The sequence below is a fragment of the Streptomyces sp. P9(2023) genome (assembly GCF_032436795.1).
In the GTDB taxonomy this organism is placed as follows: Bacteria; Actinomycetota; Actinomycetes; order Streptomycetales; family Streptomycetaceae; genus Streptomyces.
Window position 1 is genome coordinate 1 of the sequence record NZ_JAUPWM010000001.1, and the last position, 25,182, is coordinate 25,182.

At 69.1% G+C, this 25,182-nt stretch carries 22 protein-coding genes and 5 pseudogenes; 15 read left to right on the forward strand and 12 right to left on the reverse strand.

Annotation, left to right across the window (positions count from 1 at the left end; all coding sequences use genetic code 11):
* Positions 1-119: 119 nt before the first annotated feature.
* Positions 120-242 (reverse strand): hypothetical protein, encoded by a 123-nt coding sequence (locus Q5762_RS00005; protein WP_315889768.1) that lies wholly within the window; start codon positions 240-242, stop codon positions 120-122.
* Between the two features lie 4 nt (positions 243-246).
* Here Q5762_RS00005 and Q5762_RS00010 point away from each other — a divergent pair.
* The 3 genes and pseudogenes from Q5762_RS00010 to Q5762_RS00020 all read left to right on the forward strand — a co-directional run.
* Positions 247-399 (forward strand): annotated as a pseudogene (locus tag Q5762_RS00010) (methyltransferase); the annotation flags it as partial.
* Positions 400-503: 104 nt separating this feature from the next.
* Positions 504-767, forward strand: a complete 264-nt coding sequence (locus tag Q5762_RS00015; RefSeq protein ID WP_315890259.1) for a hypothetical protein — start codon at positions 504-506, stop codon at positions 765-767.
* Between the two features lie 128 nt (positions 768-895).
* Positions 896-1,555 (forward strand): annotated as a pseudogene (locus Q5762_RS00020) (IS5 family transposase); the annotation flags it as partial.
* Positions 1,556-1,636: 81 nt separating this feature from the next.
* Here Q5762_RS00020 and Q5762_RS00025 read toward each other — a convergent pair.
* Positions 1,637-2,383, reverse strand: a complete 747-nt coding sequence (locus Q5762_RS00025) for a phosphotransferase (RefSeq protein WP_315889769.1) — start codon at positions 2,381-2,383, stop codon at positions 1,637-1,639.
* Positions 2,384-2,577: 194 nt separating this feature from the next.
* Here Q5762_RS00025 and Q5762_RS00030 point away from each other — a divergent pair.
* Positions 2,578-3,447, forward strand: a pseudogene (locus tag Q5762_RS00030) (IS5 family transposase); the annotation flags it as partial.
* Between the two features lie 24 nt (positions 3,448-3,471).
* Here the strand turns inward: Q5762_RS00030 and Q5762_RS00035 are convergent.
* The gene (locus Q5762_RS00035; RefSeq protein WP_315890225.1) at positions 3,472-3,927 is read right to left on the reverse strand and encodes a VOC family protein; all 456 of its coding nucleotides are present in this window, start codon (positions 3,925-3,927) and stop codon (positions 3,472-3,474) included.
* Positions 3,928-4,155: 228 nt separating this feature from the next.
* Between Q5762_RS00035 and fabV the strand changes: the two genes are divergently transcribed.
* Positions 4,156-5,364 carry an enoyl-[acyl-carrier-protein] reductase FabV gene (gene fabV, locus Q5762_RS00040; RefSeq protein ID WP_315890226.1) on the forward strand — a complete coding sequence of 403 codons (1,209 nt, stop codon included), beginning with the start codon at positions 4,156-4,158 and terminating at the stop codon, positions 5,362-5,364.
* A 386-nt stretch (positions 5,365-5,750) separates the two neighbouring features.
* Here the strand turns inward: fabV and Q5762_RS00045 are convergent.
* The 3 genes and pseudogenes from Q5762_RS00045 to Q5762_RS00055 form a co-directional block, all read right to left on the reverse strand.
* Positions 5,751-6,247 (reverse strand): annotated as a pseudogene (locus Q5762_RS00045) (hypothetical protein).
* Between the two features lie 165 nt (positions 6,248-6,412).
* Positions 6,413-6,892 (reverse strand): diadenosine tetraphosphate hydrolase, encoded by a 480-nt coding sequence (locus Q5762_RS00050; protein ID WP_315889770.1) that lies wholly within the window; start codon positions 6,890-6,892, stop codon positions 6,413-6,415.
* Between the two features lie 269 nt (positions 6,893-7,161).
* Entirely contained in the window at positions 7,162-8,538 is a 1,377-nt protein-coding gene (locus tag Q5762_RS00055) for an acyltransferase domain-containing protein (RefSeq protein ID WP_315889771.1), read from the reverse strand.
* A 531-nt stretch (positions 8,539-9,069) separates the two neighbouring features.
* Here Q5762_RS00055 and Q5762_RS00060 point away from each other — a divergent pair.
* The gene (locus tag Q5762_RS00060) at positions 9,070-9,792 is read left to right on the forward strand and encodes an SMI1/KNR4 family protein (protein ID WP_315889772.1); all 723 of its coding nucleotides are present in this window, start codon (positions 9,070-9,072) and stop codon (positions 9,790-9,792) included.
* Positions 9,793-9,955: 163 nt separating this feature from the next.
* On the opposite strand, the pseudogene Q5762_RS00065 reads toward Q5762_RS00060, so the two are convergent.
* Positions 9,956-10,457: pseudogene (locus Q5762_RS00065) on the reverse strand (amino acid ABC transporter substrate-binding protein); the annotation flags it as partial.
* Between the two features lie 321 nt (positions 10,458-10,778).
* Here Q5762_RS00065 and Q5762_RS00070 point away from each other — a divergent pair.
* Entirely contained in the window at positions 10,779-11,780 is a 1,002-nt protein-coding gene (locus Q5762_RS00070; RefSeq protein WP_315889773.1) for an NADP-dependent oxidoreductase, read from the forward strand.
* Between the two features lie 17 nt (positions 11,781-11,797).
* Complete coding sequence (locus tag Q5762_RS00075) at positions 11,798-12,211, forward strand: MerR family transcriptional regulator (protein ID WP_315889774.1); 414 nt, start codon at positions 11,798-11,800, stop codon at positions 12,209-12,211.
* A 428-nt stretch (positions 12,212-12,639) separates the two neighbouring features.
* Here Q5762_RS00075 and Q5762_RS00080 read toward each other — a convergent pair whose 3' ends face one another.
* The gene (locus Q5762_RS00080; protein ID WP_315889775.1) at positions 12,640-14,058 is read right to left on the reverse strand and encodes a hypothetical protein; all 1,419 of its coding nucleotides are present in this window, start codon (positions 14,056-14,058) and stop codon (positions 12,640-12,642) included.
* Positions 14,059-14,801: 743 nt separating this feature from the next.
* Between Q5762_RS00080 and Q5762_RS00090 the strand changes: the two genes are divergently transcribed.
* Positions 14,802-15,326 (forward strand): MepB family protein, encoded by a 525-nt coding sequence (locus Q5762_RS00090; protein ID WP_315889776.1) that lies wholly within the window; start codon positions 14,802-14,804, stop codon positions 15,324-15,326.
* Between the two features lie 665 nt (positions 15,327-15,991).
* Here Q5762_RS00090 and Q5762_RS00095 read toward each other — a convergent pair.
* A complete protein-coding gene (locus tag Q5762_RS00095; RefSeq protein ID WP_315889777.1) occupies positions 15,992-16,573 on the reverse strand; it encodes a hypothetical protein in 582 nt (193 codons plus the stop codon).
* Positions 16,574-16,877: 304 nt separating this feature from the next.
* Between Q5762_RS00095 and Q5762_RS00100 the strand changes: the two genes are divergently transcribed.
* Together Q5762_RS00100 and Q5762_RS00105 are read left to right on the forward strand one after the other, a co-directional pair.
* A complete protein-coding gene (locus Q5762_RS00100; RefSeq protein ID WP_315889778.1) occupies positions 16,878-19,151 on the forward strand; it encodes an LAETG motif-containing sortase-dependent surface protein in 2,274 nt (757 codons plus the stop codon).
* Positions 19,152-19,647: 496 nt separating this feature from the next.
* Positions 19,648-19,773 (forward strand): hypothetical protein, encoded by a 126-nt coding sequence (locus Q5762_RS00105; RefSeq protein WP_315889779.1) that lies wholly within the window; start codon positions 19,648-19,650, stop codon positions 19,771-19,773.
* 424 nt (positions 19,774-20,197) lie between these two features.
* On the opposite strand, the gene Q5762_RS00110 is transcribed toward Q5762_RS00105, so the two are convergent.
* Together Q5762_RS00110 and Q5762_RS00115 are read right to left on the reverse strand one after the other, a co-directional pair.
* Positions 20,198-20,611 carry a hypothetical protein gene (locus Q5762_RS00110; RefSeq protein WP_315889780.1) on the reverse strand — a complete coding sequence of 138 codons (414 nt, stop codon included), beginning with the start codon at positions 20,609-20,611 and terminating at the stop codon, positions 20,198-20,200.
* Between the two features lie 392 nt (positions 20,612-21,003).
* On the reverse strand, positions 21,004-21,261 hold the full coding sequence (locus tag Q5762_RS00115; RefSeq protein ID WP_315889781.1) for a hypothetical protein: 258 nt from the start codon (positions 21,259-21,261) through the stop codon (positions 21,004-21,006).
* Positions 21,262-21,784: 523 nt separating this feature from the next.
* On the opposite strand from Q5762_RS00115, the gene Q5762_RS00120 reads away from it, so the two are divergent.
* From Q5762_RS00120 to Q5762_RS39900, 3 genes are read left to right on the forward strand one after another with little or no spacing between them, the layout of a single operon-like run.
* A complete protein-coding gene (locus Q5762_RS00120) occupies positions 21,785-22,345 on the forward strand; it encodes a carboxymuconolactone decarboxylase family protein (protein WP_315889782.1) in 561 nt (186 codons plus the stop codon).
* Positions 22,342-22,632 (forward strand): sigma factor, encoded by a 291-nt coding sequence (locus Q5762_RS39895; RefSeq protein WP_399494078.1) that lies wholly within the window; start codon positions 22,342-22,344, stop codon positions 22,630-22,632. The genes Q5762_RS00120 and Q5762_RS39895 overlap by 4 nt, the downstream gene beginning before the upstream one ends.
* Positions 22,633-22,643: 11 nt before the next feature.
* Positions 22,644-22,997 carry a nuclear transport factor 2 family protein gene (locus Q5762_RS39900; protein ID WP_399494080.1) on the forward strand — a complete coding sequence of 118 codons (354 nt, stop codon included), beginning with the start codon at positions 22,644-22,646 and terminating at the stop codon, positions 22,995-22,997.
* Between the two features lie 389 nt (positions 22,998-23,386).
* Here Q5762_RS39900 and Q5762_RS00130 read toward each other — a convergent pair whose 3' ends face one another.
* The gene (locus tag Q5762_RS00130; protein WP_315889783.1) at positions 23,387-23,761 is read right to left on the reverse strand and encodes a MerR family transcriptional regulator; all 375 of its coding nucleotides are present in this window, start codon (positions 23,759-23,761) and stop codon (positions 23,387-23,389) included.
* A 149-nt stretch (positions 23,762-23,910) separates the two neighbouring features.
* On the opposite strand from Q5762_RS00130, the gene Q5762_RS00135 reads away from it, so the two are divergent.
* Entirely contained in the window at positions 23,911-24,984 is a 1,074-nt protein-coding gene (locus Q5762_RS00135; RefSeq protein ID WP_315889784.1) for an alkene reductase, read from the forward strand.
* Positions 24,985-25,182 lie beyond the last annotated feature (198 nt).

Here is a 25,182-nt window from a genome sequence, read left to right on the forward strand (position 1 = left end):
CCGCGGAGAAACCGATGAAGGACTTCGAGACACAGAACGTGGGCACCTGGACCACGTACGGCGCCCACCAGCTCGCCCGAGACATCGAACTGCCGGAGCTGGACGGGTGGGTCTGGGACCTACCCGAGGCCGGGTTCGGCATCGAGGTCTTCGGCGACGTGAAGGGGCTGCGCGTGCTCGACCTCGGCAGCGGACTCGGCCGGCACGCCGCCCGCATGGCCGCCCCTGGGCGCGACGGTCACCGCCGTGGACTCCTCCCCGACCCAGCACCAGCGCGCCGCCGTCCGCTACCCCGACACACCCGGCCTCCGCCCGGTCTGCGCCGACGCCGTCGCCCACCTGCGCGACACCGAACCGTACGACCTGATCTACTCGGTCAACGGCGTGCCCTTCACGGACCCGCGCCGGCTCCTGCCCGCGCTGGCCAACGGACTCAGGCCCGGCGGGCGCTTCGTATTCAGCGCGCTGCACACCAACTCCCACGGCACCGCCCCTCGGCCTCCGTGGTCGCACGGCCCGAGGTTCTGCGGCTGCCCGGCACCACCGAGGAGCACTCCGTGCACATGTGGGTCCTCACGCGGCAGCTGTGGGAGGACCTCCTCATCGAGCACGGCCTCATCCTCGACTCGGTCACCACGATCGACGCCCCGCAGCCGGACAACGCCCTCTCGTACCGGCTGTACATGGCCCACCGGCCGGAGCGGTTCCGAGCCGTCCCCGTAAGACCGCGCCTCCCCCGCGGAACACGGCGCTCGGGGTCGGCGTGATCGTGCACGGCCCGGACGGTGTCCTGCTAACGACTCCTAACAAAAGGAGGCTTCTGAACCTCCAGGAATGATGGTGTGTCAGTCCTCGTTGATGCTGGCCGAAGGGGCGAGCCAGTCGAGATGAGGAAGGCCGCCGCTGGGATTTCCTGGAGCTGGGCTTCGGCTCGGGGATGACCTGCTCGCGACGGCTGCGGGACTGGAACGAGGCCGGGGTCTGGCAGTGCCTGCACGAGCTGCTGCTCTCCGAGCTGCGGGCCGCAGACCTGCTGGACTTCTCCCGCGCGGCGGTCGACTCCAGCCACATCCGCGCGATGAAGGGCGGGCCGGCCACCGGCCCGTCCCCGGTGGACCGGGGCAAGGCCGGCAGCAAGCACCACCTGATCGTCGAGGCGCACGGCATCCCGGTCGCCGCGATCACTACCGGCGGCAACCGAAACGACGTGACCCAACTGATCCCACCGATCCAGGCCGTCCCGCCGATCAGCGGCAAGCGCGGCCAGCCACTGCGCCGTCCCAAGCACCTGTACACCGACCGCGGCAATGACCATGAGGTCTACCGGAACAAGGTCCGCCGGTTCCAGATCACCCCGCACATTGCCCGGCGCGGCACCGGGCACGGCTCTGGCCTGGGCGTGTACCGCTGGGTCGTGGAAGGAGCGATCGCGCTGCTGCACTGGTTCCGCCGCCTGCGTATGCGCTGGGAGATCCGCGACGACATCCACCACGCGTTCGTCACCCTTGGCTGCGCCGCCATCTGCTGGCGACGACTGCGCACCACACTTTGTTGAGAGTGAAGGCGGGCGATCGCCGGAGGGGACGGCCTGCTCGATGCGTCAGAACGCGTACGTAGCAGTCGTACCCGAGCAGCCTCACACCCGGGATCTCAGCACGTCGACCTCACAGCCCGGCGCGAACGGGTCGAAGCCGTGCTCGATCAGCCAGCGAACTGCCAGCAGGCTTCGCAACGACCACCAAGCGTGGATCACGTCGAGGTTGATGTCGGTGCCATAGCCGACGAGGACGTCGTCGAGGTGCTCCTCGTGTCCGAGCGTGAAGGTGGCGAGGTCGTACAGAGCATCACCCTGGCCCGCCTCGGACCAGTCGATAATGCCCGTCACCTCGTCGCCATCGACGAAGACGTGCGCGATCTGCAGGTCGCCGTGCGTGAACGCCGGAGCCCACGGCCGGAGCGCGGCCTCGGCGACCCGGCGGTTACGGGTGACCAGGTCAGCGGGCAGGAGGCCGTTCGTCACGAGCAACTCGCACTCGTCGTCGAGTTCCGCCGCCAGCGCGACGATGCTCCGCCCGGCCCGGCCGGGCCGGGGCGGCAGCGGCGCGTCGTGCAGCTTCCGGATTACGGCGCCCGTCGCGGCCCACGCCGCCGACGACCCGGTCGACGGCCCGCCGAGGCGCCCAAGCGTCGTCCCCGGGAGCGCAGCGATCGCGAGCACGGGCGGCTTGCGCCACAGGACCTCCGGGGTCGGGACCGGCGCGAGGGACATCGCCTCGACCTCGACGTCGATACGCGCCTGATCGGCGTCCACCTTCAGGAACACGTCGCCGACGCGCAGGGTCGCGCGCTCGGAATGGGCGACGACGACTTTGACCTCATCCATGGGCGACCAGTATCCCGGAGGTGATCGCCGACGTTGCCAGATTTATCGCATGCGATTACGCAGCTGACCGCGTCCCGCTACCCGACAGCCTCGTGCGCGACACTGCCCCTTGACCAGGTCAAGCCCACTACTTTTGTTAGGAGTCCTAAGGCCTGTTACGACAGTGGATCTTGAGTGACGAATGATCGTGGTTCATGGCACGGGGATATCTCACGGATGCACAGTGGGCGGTGTCGGAGCCGTTGTTGCCCAAGGGAGCGAAGGTGGGACGACCGCCCATCTGGCCCCGGCGGCAGCTGATCGACGGCATGCGGTTCCGGGTCCGGACCGGTGTTCCGTGGTGGGACGTGCCTGCCGAGTACGGGCCGTGGGGCCGGATCTACGACGTGTACCGCCGATGGCAGCGGGACGGCACCTGGCACCGGATCCTCATCCGGCTCCAGTCCCCGGCCGCCGCGGAGGGGGCGATCGTATGGGACCTGAGCGTCGACTCCACGGTGTGCCGTGCCCATCAGCATGCGGCCAGGGCTCGCAGCAGGGTGACCTTCAGAAAGAACCACCGGGCGGTGTCTCTGACGAGCCCTGTGATCACGGGCTTGGACGTTCGCGCGGTGGGTTCACCACCAAGTTGCACCTGGCTGTCGAGCAGGGCCAGAAGCCCATGTCGATCGTGGTGACCGCTGGGCAGCGCGGGGACTCGCCGCAGTTCGAACCGGTGCTGGAGAAGGTCCGCGTGCCCCGCATCGGGCCGGGTCGGCCACGCGTTCGCCCTGATCGCGTGCGGGCTGACAAGGCGTACGCCTCCCGGACGAACCGGACGTACCTGCGCCGCCGCGGGATCTGCACCATCCCGGACAAGGCCGACCAGGCGCGCAACCGCCAGAAGCTCGGCTCCCGTGGCGGTCGGCCTTTCGCATTTCGATGCGGTGGATTACCGCGAGCGCCATGCGCTGGAGTGCGGGATCAACCGACCAAAAAGGCACAGGGCAGTGGCCACGATGTACGACAAGCTCTCCGTCCGCTACGAGGCGACGGTACTGGTCGCAGCCGTGAACGAGTGGCTGGGACCAGCACCGTCGCAACGGCCCTCAGACGACGTCGAATTCGTTGCCCTCGGGGTCCTGCATGGCGGCGGCGTAGAGGCCCATGTCCGGCTCATCCTTGATCCGCAGCACGGTGGCACCAGCTTTGACCAGCCGTTCCACCGTAGCCTTGACCCGCTGCGTACGGACGTCCAGTGGAACGTCGCGGCCCCCACCGACCTTCAGGTCGAAGTGCCACCGGTTCTTGGCGACCTTCGGCTCCGGAACCTGCTGGAACCACACCCTCGGGCCACGCCCCGCGGGATCGATGATCGACTCCGGAATATCCCCAGCCCCGGCCGGCAACTCTGCCTCGGGCACCCCCACCGCCGCCCAGTAAGCACGCCACGTGGCGTGCCCGCCCGGCGGAGGCTCAGGCACATAGCCCAGGGCCTCGACCCAGAAAGTCACCATTCTCTGCGGATCGGAGCAGTCGATCGTCAGCTGCACTGTCATCTCCATGCTCGGAGCATCCCAGGCAGGTCTGACAGACGATCCACTTCGCAACAGGCCCTAGTCCGGCGGGTGCCGCCAGCCCCGCTAGAGCTAGTGGAAACCCTCCAAGCCCGGCTGCACATCGTTGTGCCAGGTCAAGATCACCGTGTTCATCCGCATGGCCGCAGACTTGCAGGACGGGGTGGCCGCGACGGCCTCCGCGGCCAAGTCCGTAACGACACTGGGACACCAAACGTGAGCGAACGCGTCATTGCGCCCAAGAGCCGGGGCTTCCTGTTCCTCGACTCCCACCCTGGCGGCTGCCGACAGCTGGTGGACGACATATGGCAGGCCGTCCCCACCCCGGCCCCCGCCGGGGGCGAAGGGCCGGTTGCCCTCGTCATCGGCTCGTCCGCCGGGTATGGCCTGGCCGCAACGATCGCGGGCCTGGCCCGGGTCGGGATCCGTGGCATCGGCGTGTGCTTCGAGAAGCCGCCCGCGCGGCGCACCGGCACGGCCGGCTGGTATCGCACCGCCGCCACAGCCCGGCTCGCCCAGCAGCATGGGCGGGACATGGTCTTCCTCAATGGCGACGCGTTCAGCGACACGATGAAGGAGCAGGTGGCCGACCTCCTGGCCGAGCGGTTCGGGGGACGACTCGACTACCTGATCTACTCGGTGGCCGCGCCTCGCCGCACCGACCCGGACACCGGCAACGTGTCTGCCTCGGTCCTCAAGCCGGTCGGCTCGCCGTACACCACCAAGACCCTCGTCTTCGACGAGCACGGCACCCCGGAGGTCAAGGAAGTCACCACCGAGCCGGCCGAGGGCGACGACATCAAGCAGACCGTGGCGGTCATGGGCGGCACCGACTGGGAGCGGTGGATCACATTCCTGGGCGGCCGGTCCCTGCTCGCCGACGGCTTCACCACCGCCGCCCTGTCCTACATCGGCTCGCCGCTCACCGCGGCGATCTACCGGCAAGGCACCATTGGCGCCGCGAAGTCTCATCTGGAAGCCACCGCACGCACGTGGGACGAGCGCCTCGGCAAGACCCTCGGCGGCCGGGCCGTGACCTCGGTCAACGCCGCTGCCGTCACCCAGTCCTCCACCGCCATCCCCGGCATCGCCCTGTACGTCGGGCTGCTGCGCGGCGTCCTCGGCGACGCCATGGTGACCCCGATCGGCCAACTGGTGGAGCTGTGGGACCAGCTGACCGGCTCCCGCCCCCTCGACCTCGACGACGAGGGCCGTGTCCGCCTCGACACCTGGGAGCTCGACCCCGCCGTGCAGAACGCTGTCGCCGATCGCTGGAGCACCGCCACCAGCGGCACCATCACCGAACTCGCCGACCTCGACTGGTTCAGCGACGAGGTTCGCCGCCTCTACGGCTTCTCCGTCCCCGGCGTCGACTACACCGCCGCCGTTGAAACCGACGTCCCCTGGCCCACTCTCACCATCTGACCCGCGCCACGAGCGCACCGATCGCGTCGTAGGACGCCTCACCCGAGCGGCTACCTCCCAGCCTGCGCGCCTCGCTCGCAGCTCAACACGCAGAACTTGGCAGGGAAGCAGTCCGAGACCATCGCACGGACGTGATCGAGCTCCAGGACCTGCGTGGACGACGAGGTGCTCGCCCAGGTGCTTTTTCCGCTTCGACCGGCACGGTGACCGGTTGTGGGACCAGGCCAAGGCCTTGCTGGACCACGAGCACGCCCCGGATGCGGATTGGGCAGGTCCCCGTACCCTTCGGGATCTGCGCCGCGCCCAGCAACGTCAAGGCCGGCGAGGCACGCTTGCCCATTCCGCATCCGCTGCCTGGGCTGTGACCACGTCCGCACCGATCCGTCCTACCTGCCGGAGCATGAGGGCCGCGCGTCACAGACACTCCGCAGTCGACTGCATGGCGCTCGCAGATCGCTGCCGCAGAAGACGCAGACGAGTCGTCCTCGCGCACGATGTTGTGCTCCTGGTAGCCGGGGCACCGCCGGAACATCACCTCGTGGGTGAAACCGGAAGGCCGCCCGAGCTCTACGTCGTCCAGAGCACGAGCGACCTCCGGCCAGGAGCTGACGTCCGGGCGGTACCCGGTGGACTGGTTGCTGACCTCGCCCACGGCCCACCGGTCTGCCTAGCGCATGAAGCCGATCTCGCCGGCACTCAGAACCATGTCTCCGCCGGCACAAACCACGTGCTCGCTTCGCCGCGGCGCCAGCCTAAGCACACCGTCCGCGCCGACCACGAAGGTGAACGGTTCGGCCGGCGCCGCCGCCGATCGCTCAGCGATCCAGCCGCCGAGGTCAGCCGCCGAACTGATCCAGCACCTAGGCTCCCGTCGGCTTGCCACGCGCCAACTGCATGCCTTACATCCCTCACGCTGTTACGGGGCTCTGAGCTGCGGTGAAGGCGCCGGAACCCGAGATGAACCAGGGTGCCGAGCGCGGTCGCGTCGAAGATCACGCGGATCCCTGAGACCTGGTAGTCCCGCAGCGCCGACGCTGTGGCGTGAGCGTCAGGCCATCGAACGCAGCCGGTCCAGTTCGCTGCCGATCGCGTCCCGCAGCGCGTCGTGCTGGGGGCCTAGCCTGAACCGCTCGTCACTCCACCGGTCACTCGGATACAGCCACACCGGTTTGCCCACCAGGTCGGCCGGCTCCCACTCGAACCGCGGCCAGACATGGGCATGCAGGAACGGGTCGGTGTTGCCGAGGATCTCCAGGTTGACCCGACGAAAGCCGGGGTCCAGCCGCCGGCAGGCCCGCTCAACCGCTTCTCCGAGCTGATCCATGTCGGACAGAAACGACAGTCGCTGGGCCCTCGGCAGGTCGGAGAGCCGTTGAACACCCAGTTCGTCCGCCAGGAGAACGGAGTACCCGGGTAGGAACTGAACGTCGCCGATCACCGCGAAGCCCGACCCGAGCCGCCGCAGCACAGTCGGGTTCTCCCCACGCAGAGCGGCCCCGATCCGGTCCCTCCGCCAGTCATCGTTCATGGCCCAGACGCTACCCGCGGGTGATCAACACCTGCTCTTCGCCCCGGCGAGCATGCATGGGCTCCGCCGGCCGTAGGCTCGGCGGAGCCCGGTGATCGCGAACGTCAGCTGGTGGCCAGTGTGATCAGCGCGCACTTCGACGTTCGTCAAGCGCCAGGTGGTGGAGCTGGGCCCACCACCTGGCCGTGCTCCACTCGGAGAACCGCAGGTAGGCCGAGGCGGCACCGACCGGTCTTCCCTGGCGACGCATCACCCGTTCGCTTCCTGGTTCAGTACGAGAAGATCGGGTGCCCCGCGGCTGGGCGGGTCCAGTGGTGGCCGGCCTGTAGGTGGGCGAGTACGGCCCGCTGGGTGTCGGTCTCGGCGGTCAGCGCCAGTGCATCGCCCAGGTCCCACACGTAGCGTCCGAAGGCGTACTCGATCGCGTCACGGTCGCCGCCCGTCAGCCCGAGCTGGTCCTGGGCGGGATGGAGGTCATGCCTGCGCGTGAAGGAGCCGAGCTCGGCGACGAACCGGCGCAGGTCGTGGTCCTCGGGCAGGTAGTCGTTCAAGTCCGGGTCGACCATCCAGCCCTCGACGTTGACGGTGAGTGCGCTCTGGCCCCATCGGATGCCCTGTCCGTACTCTTGCGGCAGGCGGCGGAAGAACGCGTGAACGCGATCCGCCCAGGCCTGGTCCGGTACGGTCGTCAGCGGATGCGCTCCGTGGGGGACGCGCACATCCACCTGGCCGTTCCACGCCAGGCAGTCGAGCTGTTCCAGCCGGTACAGACGCCCGCAGAAGGCAGCCATCACGTAGTCGTGCTGGACCAACCCGCCGTGGCCGCTGTCCCCCCGCCGGTAGACGGCAATCTTCTCCCCCAGGATCCCCAGAGTCGCCGCGGATGTCTCGGCCGGCACCTTGATCAGGCGGTGGAACCCCCTCACGGCAGGGGCGGCGGCCAGAAAGGCCACGACGTAGAACCACCAGCCCGCCGAACCGTGGTCACGCATGACGGGGCCGACGGGGATGTTCAGGCTGTTTCCCATCCGGGACCGGATCAAACTGAAGATCCGCTCCAGCAGCCAGAGCCATGAGGAGTCGACATCGGTCACGGCATCGACCGCGGCAGCGATGTCGGCGTGATCTTCCTGGGGAATCTCCAATTCTTCCATCAAAGCGATCAATTCGTCGCCCTCAGGTATGTCGGGTGACAGGAACGGTCCCGTCACCTCCTCCAGCGCCTCGGTCCACCCCCGGAACTCCTCGCCCAGCCCCAGCGCTTTCCTGATGTCGGCAGCCGTTAGCAACTGGCGGTCCGCTTGTGTCCACTTACCCACCTTGCTGCGCAGCTCCCGTCGCGCGCTGGGACGCCAGCCGAGCGCGGACCGCACCTCCTCGCGGAAATCGGCCTCCGCGGCGGCCTCAGCGTCCTGGTCGCCCTCCTCGCGGGCGGCCATCCAACGCTCGCGCCATTCATCAAGCCACACCATGTAGTAGTGCTCCGCCTGAGCCGAACTGGCGCCGGCGAGGAAGTAGGTGAGTTCTTGATGCAGATCCTTCCCCCAGTGGTCGGTGTCGGCGATCTTCACCAGCGCGCTCACCGCCCGCCGCGCCAACTCGGCATGGGTCGATGCGATCCCCGTCGTGTCGTCCGTCGATGTCATCCGTGTCTCCCAAAGTTGGTGGGTGTCGGTGCTCCCGTCCGGTCGGAGCACGTCTTCTGGTTCCGAGTTCATCCGCGCAGACGACCGAAGAGCACACCCGCGACGAGCACGAGAGGACACACGAGTGCGGCAGCGGCGAGCAGCGACGACCGGGTCCTCGGCGCGGTCCGAGCAGGAGGCCCGGCCGACGGTCGGGCTGTGGTCGTGGGACCGGAAAAAGGGGCGCCGGCCTGCGCGTTCAGACCCTGACGGGTGGCCAATTTCGCTCCGGTGGTATCACGTGCGCTGAGGGCCACCCCGGCCGAGCATGCCCCTGGACCTATTATCGTCGCCAGGACGATAATAGGTGATCTCGTGGCACGAGCGAAACGCCGAATCCGTTCGGACGACGGGCCGTCCGAACGCACAACAGGCATCGACGCAGCCACGGCTGACGAACGGCATGGGGGCCGATCAAGACGATGTCAGGTCGACGGGAGCAGACGACCGGGCCCCCCGGGGCGTCTTCGTCTGGACGGATATCGTCCTGACATGACACAGGGGTTCGATCTTGCCGCGTCGCTCGCCAGAGGCGTCGAAGGCCGCGGTGGCGCATGGGCCTTCGTCCAGAGCTTCGCCGCCCACTGGGCCGGCGCCGCCCTGGGAAACCATGACGGATGGACGGACGCCGATCTCGACGCTGCCGAGGAGAGGCTGGGTGTGCGGCTGCCGACGGCGTTGCGCGAGGCGTATCTGCTGTTCGGACGTCGGCAGGATCTCACCAGCAACCACGATGTACTGCTCGGCCCTGCAGAGCTGTTTGTCGATGACGCCAACGAGGCCCTGGTCTTCCGTCACGAGAACCAGGGATCCGCCTCCTGGGGCATCCTCCTCGACAGCCTCCAGGATGACGATCCTGCGGTGCTCATCCGGCTTGACCTTGCCGACAAGAGCGCCGAGCGGTGGGAGGGCTGGCTGGAGCGTCTTTCCCTCTGCTTCGTCGAGATCATCTTGTCGGAGTCCCTGCAGGCCGACGAAGAGCTCTGCGACTTCCTCGACCCGGGTGGCGACAGCCTCGAACTGCTGGAGACGACCTCCGTCCGACTGCCGTTCCCGGCCTACCCCATCGGCGAAGAGACCCGGTGGTTCCTTGGCCAAGACGTCCTTCTGCGCGATGACGACGGCGCGGCCATCCTGGCCCGCGGCCGGACGGCAGAAAGCCTTGACCGCGTTCGTGACCTGATCCCGGGCGACTGGCTCAACGACTATCGCTGACCACGTCCCAGAGCCATGCCGACACAGGTGCCCGCGTTGGAGTCAACCCGAGCTCTGGTGAGCGGTACTGACCTTCGGTCACCGCTCCTCCCCCTGCACGCAGGCGGCGTGACTCGACGGTTCGGCCGGACTGGCAGCCTGCGCCACGCATCTGCGCGCCGAGCCGGATCTTCCCGCGGGTGCCTTCGAACCCGACGCGCCGCCAGGATTCGGCGGTGCGCGCCCGGTCCGTGCCGTGGGAACGCAGCGCACCGGCGAGGACGGTGACCGTGTCGTAGCCCTCGAAGGCGACGAAGCAGGGCGCTTCGGCAAGCTGCCGGCGGAGGGCCGTCTCGACCCACGCACCGAGGAGGCTGAGGCACTCGGGCAGGTAGCGCAGGAACGGGATCGCGGCACCGTCGTCGCCCAGCAGCGTCGCCCGTTCAGCGAACTCCGGCCGCCCGGCCGGAGCCCCGATCAGGATCTCCGCGAGGTGCTGGTCGCGGCGGACGGACGTGACGATCGGCACGTCCGGCTCCGGATGGCCGACCAGAAGAAGAAGGAGGAGGGCTGTCGCGCGATGGTCGACGATGGCGTCGCACACGGCCGCAGGGGTGAGCGCGCTCATGTCGAAGTTCGATGACGGTGCCGCTGAGTACCGCAAGAACGCGTCCGCCGCGGCACCACCGACAGGTCCTCGTCCAGCACCGGTCTCCCGGCCGTTGAACGGAGATCGCAAGGACGCCCGCCTGGGTCACCTCGATGGGCGGACCCCGACCCCTGATCGTGATCCCGGAATCGGCATGCCCGTACTGGACCGGCTCCCCGCGCAACTACCCCGATGAACGTGAGCCATCGACCGGGCGCGGCGCGGCGGCGGCAGTTCACGCAGCGGCAGTTCACGCAGCGGCCGGAAGCGGGTGAGCCGCGTCGGCCCGACTCGATCAAAGTCAATACTCAAGCTGAGCCTTGACCCTGACCCACGGGTCAAGGCTTAGCGTCCGGCCATGAACACGACTCATCGCCTTGTCTGCCTTGTCCGCCGCCCCGCTGGATTGCCGACCCCAGACGACTTCACCCTGGCACAGGCCCCCATCCCCCGTCCCGAGGCCGGCCAGGTGCTCGTCCGCAACACCCATTTCAGTGTCTTTCCGGGCCTGCGGACCCTCATCGGAGGCGAGACCCGCGATGTCCCGCTGCCGCCGCTGCACCCTGGCGACACCCTGTTCGGCCCTGCGATCGGCGAGGTGGTCGATGGGCCGCTGGAGAAGGGTCAGCTGGTGCTGCACCTTCATGGCTGGCGGGACTACGCGACGCCCGCCGCTGCCGAGTGCAGGCCGCTGGACGGCACCCTGCCCGACCCGGTGGCCCACCTCGCCCAGGGCTCCGCGGCGTACGGCGCGCTGACCCGGCTGGCCGAGGTCCAAGAGGGCGACACCGTGTTCGTGACCGGCGCCGCCGGCGCTGTGGGCACCCTGGCGGGCCAGATCGCTCGGCTGTTGGGTGCCGCCCGGGTGGTAGGCAGCACCGGCTCACCGGACAAGGCTCGGCGGCTGCAACGGGAACTCGGCTACGACGCCACCGTGCTGCGCGGAGCGGCCCCGATCGAAACGCAACTCGCCAAGGCAGCGCCGGACGGTATCGACGTCGTCCTGGACACCGTGGGCGGCGGACAGTTGACGGCCGCCGTCCATGCAGCGAACCGGGGCGCCCGGTTCGCCCTGGTGGGCGCGCTGGACGGTCAGCTGTCCCCAAACCGGGCGGGCGGGAGCGCGCCGACCGTGCTCGACACGTACCGGTTGCTGACCAGGGGCATCACGATCGCCGGCTACAGCGGCGCAGACCACCCGGATGTCGGGGCGGAGTGGGAGGCTCACTTCGGGGACTGGCTGCGGGCGGGCGACATCCGTTTCCCGTACACCCCGGTCCGCGGAATGGAGCGCGCCCCGGGGGCGTTGCCCCAACTGATCGGCGGCCGCTCCTTCGGGGCGACAATCGTGGAGCTGTAGGACAGGGTGGAGCGGGCATGCGGATCGGCGAGGCAGCGGCGGCGGCCGGCACCACACCGCGCGCTCTGCGCCTGTACGAGGCCCGCGGCCTGCTCCAGCCCCCGCCACGTACCCCGTCCGGCCAACGTGAGTACGGCCCCGCCGAGGTGGCCCGCGTCCGCGTCATCCGCAACCTTCTCGCTCTGGGCCTCACCCTGGAGGACCTCCGCCGTCGCGCCCACCGCCTGGACCTCCTCGTCCAGGATCCGTCGGCATCCTGTGGCAGCCGCCCCGCCGAGTCCAACGACGTCGTGGCCGATCGCCTGGCAACCCTGGACGCGGAGATCGCACGCCTCACACACCTACGGCAGGGCCTCGCCGCAGCCGCAGGTGGGCCGCAGGGTGACCCGGGCTCGCCGGCCGCCGGCAGCGGCAGCGCTTCCTGCGCTTGAGCTTGAGCTTGAGTGTTGATCACTGCACCCCGGGCCGCACGCCTCCCGAACTCCTCGACAGACGACTCCCCAGGACGTCGCCCAGCCACCTCGGGGATGTTCGGGGAGCGGCGGCGCGGGAGGTGCGCACCGCGCAGCCGGCGCCGCTGGCGACGCAGCTGTCACCTGGCTCGCCCTATGACTCAAGAGCTGACCCCACAGAACGCAGCCCCGGTCTGAGCACGCCCGGGTCCCACCCGGCCCGCTGTCGGCAAGCGCAGCAACTCCGGGGAGCAGCAGCTTCGAATTGCACCCACCGCGGTGGGCGCACAGTGGGCCAGCCGGATGGTCAGGGGCAGGAACGCAGATCCCGCCCCACTGCGATGGGGTGCACAGCGGGGCGGGACATACGAGGGGGCGGTCTCCCAGCCTGAGGTGTCGTGGCTTCGTTATGGGCAATTGGTGACGGTGTCGCCGGTGCTGGTGACGCAGGTGTCGTTGCCGGGTCCGCCGTTGACGGTGTCGGCGCCGTTGCCGCCGACAAGGGTGTCGTTGCCGGCTTCACCGTCGAGGGCGTCAGCGCCGTTGTCAGCGCTGATGGTGTCGTTGCCGGATCCACCGTTGAGGGTGTCTGTGCCGTTGCCGCCGCTGACGCTGTCGTTGCCGGATCCGCCATAGACGGTGTCGTTGCCGTTGCCTGCGCTGACGGTGTCGTTGCCGCCGAGGGAGCAGAGCACGTCGTTCCCGGACGTGCCGACGAGGTTGTTGGCACCGCTCGTGCCGAGGACCGTGCAGCCGTGGGCGTTGTTCACGGTGGTGGTCACGCTCTCGGTGTCGTTGCCCGGTGTGAGGTCGGGCTCCGTGGCGTCGGCGGTGGCGGTGTCGGTGAGAGTGCCCGTGGCCGTGGGTTCGACCTCGACGGTCACGGTGGCGCTGGTGCTGGTGCTGGGCGCGAGGGTGCCCAGGGCGCAGGAGGCGCCGGTGGCTGTGGTGGTGCAGGTGCCCTGGCTGGGCGTTGCGGACAGCAGTTGGCCCGGTCCGGTGAGGGTGCCAGCCATCGTGACGTTGGTCGACTGCAGGGCGGAGCTGGTGTTGGTCACCGTCACGGTGTAGGAGGCTTGATCACCCAGGCTGACCGTGGCCGGCCCGGACTTGGTGACCGACAGGTCCACCCCGGCCGTGCCGTTCTGATAGCGGGCCAGTGCGAAGTCGGTGCCGCTCCGGCCGGCCGCGATGATCTTTCCGTCGGCCTGCAGCGCCACCGCGAACGCCTCGTCGTTGGGGGCACCGAAGTCGGTGGTCACCTTGCCATCGGCATTGAAGGAGGCGTCCAGGCTGCCGTTGACGTCGTAACGGGCCAGGGCGAAGCCGCCGGTGCCGGACCCGCCGGCGGCGACGATCTTGCCATCGGGCTGCAGCGCCATCCCGTTAGCCCGGTCGTTGGCACCGGTGATGGAGGTGGTCACCTTGCCGTCGGTGTCGAACGAGGGGTCCAGGCCGCCGTTGGTGCTGTAGCGCGCCACCGCGAATTGCCCACCTGACAGCCCAGCGGCGACGATCTTGCCGTCGGCCTGCACCGCCATCGCGGAACCCGAGAACCCTGAGCCGAAGGCGATGGTCACCCTGCCGTCGGTGTCGAAGGAGGAGTCCGGGCTTCCATTGGCGTGGTGGCGGGCCAGCGCGAGGCGGCTGCCGCTCCGGCCAACGGTGATGATCTTGCCGTCGGCCTGCACCGCCACCGCGAACGCCTCGTCGGTGGTGCCGCCGAGGTCGGTGGTCACCTTGCCGTCGGTGTCGAAGGAGGTGTCCGGGTCCCCTGGGGCGGCCAGGGCGAGCCCGGGACACAGCATCACAAGCGCCGCGGCCATGGCCGCTACCGCCCCCATCCGGCTGTTTCTCGACCGCTGCCGGTCTGTGGCGCGTCTGGTGCGTCGTCTGCGCGTGACGGGCGGATCGGGAAACAACCTGGGCATGGCCATTCGAGCTGCCTTTCGCGTTTGCGCCGCCACTCATGCAGTCCCGGCGACGGCATGTCTCGCGGGTACCTCGGGCACCCACTCGGGGCCGATCCCAGGAGAGAGGCACATGCCGACCCGGGACGCTCACAACCACCGCTTTTCCTCACCAAAGCGACGGCGCGTCACGGGTTCGGCCAAGTGGTAGCGCCCCACGAGACCCACACCGCAAGGAGCAGTTCAACGGCATGCCTGGAGCCACTCGATCTGCCCTCCCAGGACGAACGCAGCGTCGACGCCCTCACCAGGCCGCTGACACCGCTCCGCCCACCTGCGCAGGCCGGATCGGCAACACTTCCCGGCCGGAGTCATCAAGCCCGGCGGCAAGCCTGCGACCGCCAATGGGCTCCACCCCGTAACCGGTGTGCTGTGCACGTACTTCCTCTGCGGGTACCTGGCGGGCGAGGCCACCAACAGCGGCGAAGCCGAGAACATGACTCATGTGAGTCCCGACAGACTCGGCGCCCCGCTCCACCCCCGTCGATAGCCCTGAGCTCTGTCGGGAGGATGGCCCTCGGGGTTTGAGGGTGGCGGTGGCGTGGCTTGCGGCAAGAGGGGCGACGCAGTGCGCACGGGCGCGATGGCAGGATGACGGCATGGTGACGAATCAGCCGTGGACGGGGCTTCACGGCGACCTGCTGGCGGCGAAGGCGTTGGTGTACGACCCGAGTGGTTTCACCTGCTCGCTGCCGGTGCCCGAACCGGAGAGTGCCGAGTACGCGGCCTGCGCGTTCACGCTCGATGGCCTCTCGGTTCGGTTCCGCATTGCCAAGACCACCCCGACGAAGGTGGGACAGTTCGTCACCGTGTGGCAGCGGTCTGAGGAGGGGCCGATCCGGCCTTTCGACGCCGACGACGGAGTGGACCTCTTCGTGATCAGCAGCCGCGACGACGACGGCTTCGGACAGTTCGTGTTCCCGCGCGAGGCGTTGTGCGAGCGCGACATCGTGTCCCGCGACGGCTCCGGCGGGAAGCGCGGATTCCGCGTCTATCCCCCCTGGGTGACCACGACCAACCGGCAGGCCCGCAGCACCCAGGCATGGCAGGTGAACTACTTCTTCGACCTCGGCCAGGACTTGCCTGCCGACCTCACGCGCGGCCAGGCCCTCTACCACCCATAGGTGCCCGCTGCGGAGCTGCGCCGCCGTACGGTGCGTCAGCTGCTCAAGGAGGATGTCGGTGCGCGAAACGCGGTGACCGAACGCCTGGAGGAGTGGCTGGGGAAAGCCCTGCATGACCCGAAGTCCTCAGCTGTGAGTGACTTCCTGAGCCGCAAAATGCAGCGGCGTCCAGCCCGCCGCGTCGGCTGCCTCCGGGTCGGCGCCCCGGCCGACAGCACCCTCAGACCTTCCGCGTCCCCGTCGGCCGCACCGTAGTGCACCGCTGGCCGTCCCAACCGATCCGGGTCCGTCCTGCCGCCCATCGTCACCCGGCTCGACCAAACAGATAGGTCCCCCGCACCACCATCGTCGGCCTGTCCTCACCAGATCAAGCCGAAATCGGCAGAGTCGAGGCGTGCCGGAAATTCCTGTGGCCAGGCGGCACGGCCGACGCACTCGGACTCTGGCGACAGTTCGTTCACAGCCCGCACCACAGGCTCTGCACCGAGTGGGTGAAGGACTGCTGCGGTCGTCGGCAAGGCTGCGGAAGTCCACTTGAACCCGAGAGTTCCTGGACGCCGTGATACACGGCATGTCCCGCCGCAGAACTCGCGAGCTTCGGAACCTCGTACATCAACTCGACGACTTGTACTGAGCACGCGTAGGCCGGACGTCAAACGACAAGCTCAGCTGTTCTGGTGGTAGCGGCAGTACGGGTCATCGCATGAGGTGGGGACTTCCCACCGGGTGCTGATCCGGTGCAGCAGCCCCCGCTCCGGGGGCTGTGCGGGCAGGGAGCAGATGACGTCGGTCGGCGTGTACACCGGCCGGGCGTCCTCCTCGATGTGTTCGGGGTCGGTGAAGTAGAACTCGACCCGGCGGTCCCACGGCGGCGTGATACGGGGTTTCGGCAGACCGTTGCCGCCGGGGGTGAGGCGCCACTGGGTGCCGAAGGCCCGGTTGTGGACCTCGCCGAGGTACCAGGCGGCCACCGTGATTTCCGCCTCGCCGGCGTTCTCGCGTGCCTGGGCCGGGCTCGCGTACGTGGCGCGGACCATCGCCTCCAGCCGGGTCAGGGAATCGACGGTGAAGTCCCACGGCCCCCACCCGTCCTGATGCCGCTTCCACGTCTCGAACGCCTGTTTCTGGGCGTGCAGCCACGCCGCCAGGGCCGGGTTGTTGGCTGCTTCCTCCTCGGCCTGCTTCTCCTCGCGCAGGTATGCGGTGTACTCCTCGGGGCCCATGTCGCGGGGGTCTGTCCATTTCATGGGGCGCGAGCCTAGTCCCTCACCCCGCGCGAAGGCCGCGCGACGGCCGCACTGCCGTCGAGGTGTGTGCGGGGTGTGACGATCCGGTGGAACAGGAGAGTTGACGGTCGTCGCAAGCCAAATGGTTTATGTGCGGGGCCAGTTGAGGCCCTAGTGTGGGCTGTCGCTCGCACGGCACCGATCGACCACGGGGGCCCGTGGTGCCACGCGGAGCGATGTGCCGATCTGGGCCCCCTGGGGGTTTCGCGTGACCCGAGCGATACGTTCCCGCCGGCGAAGCTGGTGGGCGAAAACTGCAATAGCTGTGGCCTGTGCCGGGGCGCTGTCCCTGACCGGTCTGCCGTCGCTGACGGCCGCGGACGCGGCGCCGAAGGCCCTCAAGCCCGGCAAACGCTGCGACGAGATGTTCAGCGACCTCTACGACTTCGCCGACGTCGTCGAGGGCTCCATGCCCGACGACGGCTTCGAACGCAACAAGTCCGACTGGGACGAGTTCGACTACGTCAACGGGCAGAAGCAGTGGGACGGCCTGAAGGAACCCACCCAGGCTGAGCTGGACGCCATATCCGACAACCCCGACGACTACAAGAAGGGCGACAAGCGCCGCGTCTGGGCCTACTGGAAGCGGGCCAAGGAAACCAGCCGGTGGAAGGGCGCTTCCTTCGCCGATTACCGGGACGACTTCTACATTCCCCAGGGCGGTCACGACCCGCGCGGCCGTGCCTACATGGCAAAGCTCGTCTACGACCGCGGGCTCGTCGGGCCGGACTGGATCTGCGAGAAGGAGATCGAGGTCTACGACCCCGACACCAAGCAGAAGTACGTGCGGCGCCTGGACGCGTACAACACGCGCACCGGTGAGGTCGTCGAGGGCAAGTCGAACGACAAGCCCGACCGCACGCAGCGCCCCAAAGACGTCGCCATGCTCAAGGACCCTGCCCACAAGGGCAAGAGCCTGACCTACGCCTACGGTCAGGAGCCCAAGGGCGGGGCAAAGAACCATGACGCAGAGCTGCGGAAGATCGACCCGAACCGGGTGAAGAAGGTCTACTACCGGTCCGACGCCGTCGAGAAGGCCCCCAGCGGCACCCAGAACGCGCCCACTCGCCGCGTCGACCCGTACATGAACGCCAAGCCCGGCACCGCCACCGGCTCGCGCGGCGGCGGCAACGACCTCATCAACAGGTCCGCCCCCACCCCCGAGGACATGAAGAAGCGGCTGGAGCGGATCGGGAAGATCCCCAGCATGGACCGGGGCATGAAGGGCCCGGGCGGCGTCGACTTCACCACGATGGACCTCCAGTACGTCGGAAAGCCCGTCAAGGGCCAGGGCCTGGACTACTCGTTCGCCGCGAACGAAGCCCCCGAAGGCCAGGAGATGGGCTGGGGCGGCAAGACCCGCGCCCAGTTGATCTCGGATTCGTTCTTCACCTGGCTGGCCCTCACCCCGGACAAGTTCTGGGTCAACCTGAACCCGGACGAGCCCGGCAGGGTCATGGACACCAAGTTCGGCAAGACCGACGCCGGCCGTGTCCTGCTGGAGGCCGACCTGGAGATGAAGCACGACTTCTCCGAAGCCGTGAACCCCGACAAGCACGCCGGGGCCAAGCGGTACTGGGACACCGCACCGCGCCGTAACGGGATCCCGTGCTTCCCCGGCGTACGCATGTGGATCAGCCCCGAGACGGCGAAGGTCCGCGAACAGGACGGCGGCATCTACATCCTGGACGCACCCCTCAAGGTGGACGTCCAGTGGCTCGACGTCGACTACACGGTGCCCGGCAGCACCGAGTGCAAGGACCTGTCCGACGCCGAGAAGAAGGCCATCGAGCGGAGCATCAGCACCAACGTCATGCCCGTCGTCGAAGACCGCATCAACAAGGACGCGGACTACGCCGACCTGCGCGCCGTCTACACCGCCCGCGTCGCCGCCGAGTACATCCGCCAGCAGGACGCCAAGCAGCCCACCGACTACCACAAGATCATCAACAGTGATGACGCCTCCGCATGGCCGCTTCGCGCACCGAACCAGGACTGGACCCGCGAGGGCGTCTGGAACCGGTACATGAAGAGCATCCGCGAAGGTATCGAGTGGTTCGAGCTCCGCTACGGCGGCAAGGTCTACAACCAGGGCGTAGGCGGCGTCGACTTCTCCAAGCAGCCGAAGCGGAACGTCACGCAGGTCGAGTTCCGCGTCGAACACCCCCACCGGCCCCGCCAGACCAAGACCTCGGTCAAGACCCTCACCAACGACACCCGCACCGACAACCTGCTCCTCTTCGGCGGCAACAGTGCAGGCCGCAACGACGAAGGCGACACCACGCCCACCCCGACGCCGACCCCGACCGACCCCGGCAAGCCCACCGATCCGCCGTCGTCACCGGCCCCCACCACCCCCGGCCCCGGTGACACCGGCAAGCCGACCCCGCCGGCCAACAAGCCGGACCCGGACGGCGACCTCGCCGACACCGGATCCGACTCCCCCATCGGCCTCATCGCAGGAGTCGCCGCCGCCCTCGCGGCCGCCGGTGGCGCCCTGATGTGGTGGATGCGCCGCCGCAGGGCTGCCCCGGAGTAGCCTGACGGCACAGCGAGATGTACGTGAAGGGCCCCACCCGAGGGCGAGGGTGGGGCCCTTCACGTATCACCTTGCCCGCCACCGTCCCCGGCGCGATGAGTCAGGGCACCCGCCATCAACGACGACCCCACCAGGCGCAACCTCCGCGACAACGGCGAAGCTCGCCGATAACAGCACAAAAAGGAACTGCCGTGATCGGGCAGCCGGCGGGCAAGCCTGGACAGCTCAGTGACGTCACGGTGCGGAAGTGGCGCTCGGGCGAGACGAGATGACCGCAGATGAAGCCCCTCATCGCGCTGCAAGCCGTCTCCTGACTGTCACCGGGCGACTGACAAGGTGTTGCCTTTCCGGATGCGATCGGTGGGTTTCCGCTGGTCAGGCATGAACCCTGTGGTGTCGAGGAAGAGTCGGGCCGTCGCGTTCGTCCGGGATGACACGGAGGTGGTCAGTGGCGTCTGTCATGGGCTTGCGGGAGGCTCGGGAGGTGGCTGCTCGGGTGCGAATCGACGAGCTGCGCGGAGAGGCGGAGCGCGTGCCGGGCGAGCTGGCGCTGGCCGAGGCGGTGCTGGACCGGCGGGTGGTGGCCCTCGCGGAGTTGGCCGAGGCCCTGTCGGCGTCGTAGCCCGAGCCGCAGGTCGAGGAGCCGTCGGTGCCGGTCGCGGTGAAGGTGCCGGTGCAGGGGTCGATGGTGCCCGTCTGGCGGGAGGGCCTGACCGCGGAGGCGCTCGCGCTTGACTACTGCTGGCTCGTGGGCGTGTTGGAGGGCGGAGGGCGGTCTGGAGGGGCTGCGGGCACGGGAGTTGGCTGGCCGGCTGGGGCTGGAGTTGGTGCCGGGGAAGGTCGAGGGGGTGCGGTCGAAGGCGAAGCGGCTGGTGGAGCGCGGCTGGCTGGCGGAGGAGTGGCCGGGGGGTGTTCACGCCGTGGCGGTCGGCCGGCTGACCCGCCCGGCGGCAGGACGGGCCCGGGGGCACCATGCTGGGTCATGGTCAAGGGCGGCGAGCAGGTGGATCCTTCGGCCGGTTGCGCCGGCGCCGCCGCGCAGGCTCTCAGGAAGCGGGAACCCGCTTGGTCCGGCGCTGGTAGGACAGGGAGCACACGCCGAGAGACAAGCCGATGGAGAAGAAATTAAGGAAGCCGATGACGAACACCACCGGGGACATGCCGGCGGTGTTCACCGTGGAGAGACCACCGGTCACGATCACCAACAGGCCGAGGCTCCCGTAAGGCACGAGGGTCAGCGCAGAGGCCCAGCCGGGTGCCAACAGCAGCCATCGCGGGACCCGCCGCCCGCGGAGACCGGGCACCCAGCGCGGGACGGCCTGGCCCCATGGCCGGGTGAGGGCACCGAGCAAGGTGATGCCCAGAATGGTGCCGACAGCGGTGAAGTCGATGCCGTGCCTCTCCAGCCACACAAGAAACTGGGGAGCTCCGTTCCTGGCGAACTCATCGGCGATATTCATCCCGGCCGGCTTGCCTGCTGCGCCACCCCATGACCAGTAGATCGATCTTCATCGCCACATAGGGAAGAGCTCCGGCAGCTCCCGCAATTGCTGCCCGGGTGACGGCCGGCGAAGGGCTGAGGTACCACGTGCTGAATTCGGTTCGACGACTCATGTCATCACTCTGCCGAGACGGCCGTACGAGAAGCGTCCACCCACGGCACGGCGTGGCCCTCCCCTCAACGGGGGAGGCACAGAACCTGCGGGTCTGACCCGCCCGGCCGCAGGACGGGCCCGGTGTCGGGCGAGGCGGTGTCCCATGAGCATGGTCATCGACCACAGGGCGACGCCTTCACTGCTGGCAGGAAGGGTCTCGTAGTCGCGGACCAGCCGCCGGGAGCGCACCAGCCAGCTCAGTTCTCGCGGGCCCAGTCGACCCGACAGCCGATGCAGCCGCCATCGGCCCACGCCGGCGTGATCTTCCGGTAGCGGGCGCGGAGCCGTTCCAGCATGCCGCAAGCGGCGTCGCGGTCGGTGGTGTCGGCCGCCGTGACCAGCACCATCAGCAGCAGGCCGAGGTGTCCACGATGACGTGCCGCTTGCGTCCGTTGATCGTCTTGCCGCCGCCAAAGCCCCGTGCGGCGGCCGTCACCGACGCGGGCGCCTTTCACCGACTGCGAGTCGATGATCGCCGCGGTCGGCTCCGCGTTGCGTCCCTCGCGCTGGCGGATCTGCCCGCGCAGTCGGTCGTGGAACTCGGCGATCGGCTCGCTGTCGCGCCAGCGGCACGGGCAGCTGGTCGCGCACGGCCGCCCACTCGGCGTCCGTCATGGCGGAGGGGTAGGACCGCACCCGCCCCGGGCCGGTCGCCCGCGTTGCCGTACACGTGCGCGAGGCAATCACACGATCGCGAAGGCGAGTCGGACTTCGCCGGCGCGAGCGCGTACAACGGCGACAACAGAGCCTCCAGGCACGTCTCCGGCTTCAGTACCCACGAGATGCGTCAGAGGCCCTGACCTCATGCACCGCCCACCGAAGATCACCCGGCCGGGAACCAGCGTTCGAACGCCAAGCACGCCCTTCGGTACACCAACGGCTACTGAGACCGCCCGGGAATCGGGCTCTGATGTCACATTCTCGGCAGCTGTCCTGTCCTACCTCCAGAAGCATCCACCGGAAGCCTGGAGGCCCGCTATGACCGCACGCATCTCGCTCACCCCGCCCCGCACCCTGCTGAACCGCTTCGGCTCCTGGTACTCCCGGCGGATGTACGGCAAGGTGCTCGAGCCCGGGCTCGCGATCGGCCACAACCAGAAGGTCCTGCTCACGTACGTCAAGCTGGAGCGCTCCGTCGCCAAGTGGAACGCGCTCGAGCCGGCCCTGAGGCATCTCGCCGTGATGGCCACCTCCGCCCGGATCAACTGCTCCTGGTGCATGGACTTCGGCCACTGGGAAGGCGGCGAACTCGGCCTGCCGCTCGACAAGATCGCCCAGGTGCCGCAGTGGCGGGACCACCGCGAGGCCTTCACCGAGCTGGAACTCCAGGTCATGGAGTACGCCGAGGCCATGACGGAGACCGAGCCCGGCGTCACCGACGGACTCGCCGAAGCGCTGCTCCGGCGGCTGGGCGAGGCCGCCTTCGTGGAACTCACCGCCGTGGTCGCCCTGGAGAACTGGCGCTCCCGGATCAACAGCGCCTTCGGCCTGACCAGCCAGGGCTTCTCCGAGGCGTGCACGGTACCGTCGCGTACGTGATCGAGATCGATGTCTTCGAACAACACCGACCGATGCTCTTCGGCATCGCCTACCGGATGCTCGGCAGCGTCGCGGACGCCGAGGACCTGGTCCAGGACACCTGGCTCCGCTGCAGCCAGGTGTCCGGCGAGGTCGCCAACCCGGGCGGCTACCTGGCCCGTACGATGAGGTCTTCGGCTTCTCGTACCGGGAGATCGCCGAGACGCTCGACCGCACCGAGACCTCGGTACGTCAGGTCGGCTCCCGGGCCAAGTCGCACGTCGAGGCACGCCGGCCGCGCTACGTGACCCCGGCCGAGGTGAGGCGCCAGGCCACCGACGAGTTTCTCGCCGCGTGCCTCGGCGGCGACCTGAACCGCATGCTGGAACTGCTCGCCCCCGACGTCACCGCATGGAACGACGGCGGCGGAAAGGTCAAGGCAGCCTTGCGCCCGCTGCACGGCGCCGAGAACGTGGCCCGCTTCTTCGCAGCCGTGCTCGCCCAGCCGATGGAGGACCCGCGCCTCGTGTCCGTCGACGTCAACGGCCGGCCGGGCCTGCTGCTCACCACGGCCGGACGGCCGGACACGGTCGCCTGCGTAGAGGTCGAGAACGGCCGGATCACCGAGATCCGGGTCATCCGCAACCCCGACAAGCTCCGCCACCTGTCCTGACCCGCCGCCACAGACGCTCTCTGCGGCCCTGACCGAACTGCACGAGATCCGCGCCGACCACCCCGCCCAGGTCACCCGTCTGCTCCCTGCCCGAACCTGGTGGTGAGGGCACCCGACCGTATACACGCTTGCCGCGGTCGACTGGGGAGCCTCAAGTGACGCCTACCGCCGGTCGGTCTGAGGGTTCAGCCCACCCGGCCGCCGGACATCACGCACCACCCGGGAGGGCCCTGCGCGTCGGCGCACCTTCTCCGCAGCCTCCGACGGCATGGTCCTCGCCACAGCCCGGACGGCCGTCTGTGGGCACGAGCGACGTCCTGCGGCTTGCTTCGCCGACACTTGTGGACAACCTCTGCGATACGGAGAACGACCAGGCGGCGGGGGCCGTGCTACCCCTCAGCCGGCCGCAGCTGTGCCCGGTGCGCCCGGGCCGTGGTCATCAGCGCGTCGAGGGTGTCCCTGGTCCGTACGAGGTCGGCGATGTGCGTGGAGAGCCGCTCGCGCTCCAGTGCCATCCGCTCAAGGGCGGAGTCGGAGTTCTCCTTGCTCGGCGCGTCGACGCAGGGCAGCAGTTCGGCGATGGTGCGGCTGGACAGGCCCGCGGCGTAGAGGCGCTGGATGAACGCGACCCGCTCGACCTCGTCGCTCGTGTAGTGCCGTTGCCCGCTGGGGCTGCGGGTGCTGGTGAGCAGCCCCTGTTCCTCGTAGTAGCGCACGGACCGGACGCTGACCCCGGCCCGTGACGCGAGCTCCCCGATCCGCATGATGCCCTCCCTGAGCCGTGTGCCCTGCCTAAGCCGTGTGCCCTGCCTCACAACAGCTTGCCTCTGACGTCAATGTCAGGTTTTAGCGTAGCGGCTGTGCCCGACGCACGGGCACGGACGGGTACGACGTACCGCGAAGGAGTCCTGACGTGACGACCCTCTTCACCAGCTACCGGCTCGGCGACCTCACGCTGCCCAACCGTGTGGTCATGGCCCCGATGACCCGAGTCCGGGCCGCCACCGGCGGCCTGGCGACCCCGTCGATGGCGGCGTACTACGCCCAGCGGGCCACGGCCGGCCTGATCGTCAGCGAGGGCGTGCAGCCGAGCGTGATCGGGCAGTCCAACCCGGGTACGCCGGGACTGCACACCGACGAGCAGGTCGCATCGTGGCGTCCCGTGACCGGCGCCGTCCACGCCAACGGCGGACGGATCTTCGCCCAGCTCATGCACGGCGGCCGGGTCTCGCACGCCGACACCACCGGCCTGCGGCCCGTCGGCCCCTCGGCGGTCCCCGCCGTCGGCGACGTGTTCACGCCGACCGGCCCGCAGCCCGCCCCGATGCCGCGCGCGCTGGCCACCGCCGAGGTGCCCGAGCACGCGAACTCCTACGCCCGGGCCGCGCGCCTCGCCGTCGAGGCGGGCTTCGACGGCGTGGAACTGCACGGCGCCAACGGCTACTTGATCTCGCAGTTCCTCTCCTCCAACGCCAACCTGCGCACGGACCGCTACGGCGGCCCGATCGCTCACCGGATCAGGTTCGCCGTCGAAGCGGCCGCCGCCACCGTCGAGGCCGTGGGCGGGGCCAGGACCGGCATCCGGCTCTCCCCCGGCGGTACGTTCTGGGGAGTCGAGGAAACCGACGTCCTCGCGCTCTACACGGCGCTGCTGACCGAACTGGCGCCGCTCGGGCTGGCCTACGTACACCTCGAAGCCACCGCCGACGAGGAGGTACTGGTCGCGCTGCGCCGTGCCTGGCCGGGCACCCTCGTCATGAACCCGGTGCTTCCGATGGGCCCGAAGCAGACCGGCCGCGACGACGCCGACCACTGGCTCGGCCTGGGCGCCGACCTCGTCAGCTTCGGCCGCGCCTTCCTCGCCAACCCGGACCTGGTCGAGCGACTGCGCGGCGGGCTCCCGATCGCCCCGGTCGACGAGGCCACGTACTACCAGGGCGGCGACGCGGGCTACCTCACCTACGCGGCCCACCAGTACACGGCTTGAGCCCGCGGCTCCGACTGCATCGCTTCTCCGGCCTGGACTTGGACCGGAAGCTGGATCGGTTCCATGAACGATGGCAGGCTGCCGACGGATCGCGTCGGCGGCTCGGCCAGGGCTACCCGGGGGAAAACGGCGGGTGACCGTGGCGGCGATCTGGAGAAGTGCCAGCAGTGAGTGGGCCTGCCGGCACCCGCCATCACG

Excerpts from the sequence above, each read along its gene's own strand:
- Q5762_RS00090 (WP_315889776.1), top strand. The coding sequence starts at position 14,802 with ATGGTGACGAATCAGCCGTGGACGGGGCTTCACGGCGACCTGCTGGCG.
- Q5762_RS00075 (WP_315889774.1), top strand. The coding sequence starts at position 11,798 with ATGCGGATCGGCGAGGCAGCGGCGGCGGCCGGCACCACACCGCGCGCT.
- Q5762_RS00055 (WP_315889771.1), bottom strand. The coding sequence starts at position 8,538 with ATGACATCGACGGACGACACGACGGGGATCGCATCGACCCATGCCGAG.
- Q5762_RS00070 (WP_315889773.1), top strand. The coding sequence starts at position 10,779 with ATGAACACGACTCATCGCCTTGTCTGCCTTGTCCGCCGCCCCGCTGGA.
- Q5762_RS00050 (WP_315889770.1), bottom strand. The coding sequence starts at position 6,892 with ATGAACGATGACTGGCGGAGGGACCGGATCGGGGCCGCTCTGCGTGGG.
- Q5762_RS00110 (WP_315889780.1), bottom strand. The coding sequence starts at position 20,611 with ATGAATATCGCCGATGAGTTCGCCAGGAACGGAGCTCCCCAGTTTCTT.
- Q5762_RS00035 (WP_315890225.1), bottom strand. The coding sequence starts at position 3,927 with ATGGAGATGACAGTGCAGCTGACGATCGACTGCTCCGATCCGCAGAGA.
- Q5762_RS00025 (WP_315889769.1), bottom strand. The coding sequence starts at position 2,383 with ATGGATGAGGTCAAAGTCGTCGTCGCCCATTCCGAGCGCGCGACCCTG.
- Q5762_RS00095 (WP_315889777.1), bottom strand. The coding sequence starts at position 16,573 with ATGAAATGGACAGACCCCCGCGACATGGGCCCCGAGGAGTACACCGCA.
- Q5762_RS00120 (WP_315889782.1), top strand. The coding sequence starts at position 21,785 with ATGACCGCACGCATCTCGCTCACCCCGCCCCGCACCCTGCTGAACCGC.
- Q5762_RS00060 (WP_315889772.1), top strand. The coding sequence starts at position 9,070 with ATGACACAGGGGTTCGATCTTGCCGCGTCGCTCGCCAGAGGCGTCGAA.
- Q5762_RS00130 (WP_315889783.1), bottom strand. The coding sequence starts at position 23,761 with ATGCGGATCGGGGAGCTCGCGTCACGGGCCGGGGTCAGCGTCCGGTCC.
- Q5762_RS00080 (WP_315889775.1), bottom strand. The coding sequence starts at position 14,058 with ATGGCCGCGGCGCTTGTGATGCTGTGTCCCGGGCTCGCCCTGGCCGCC.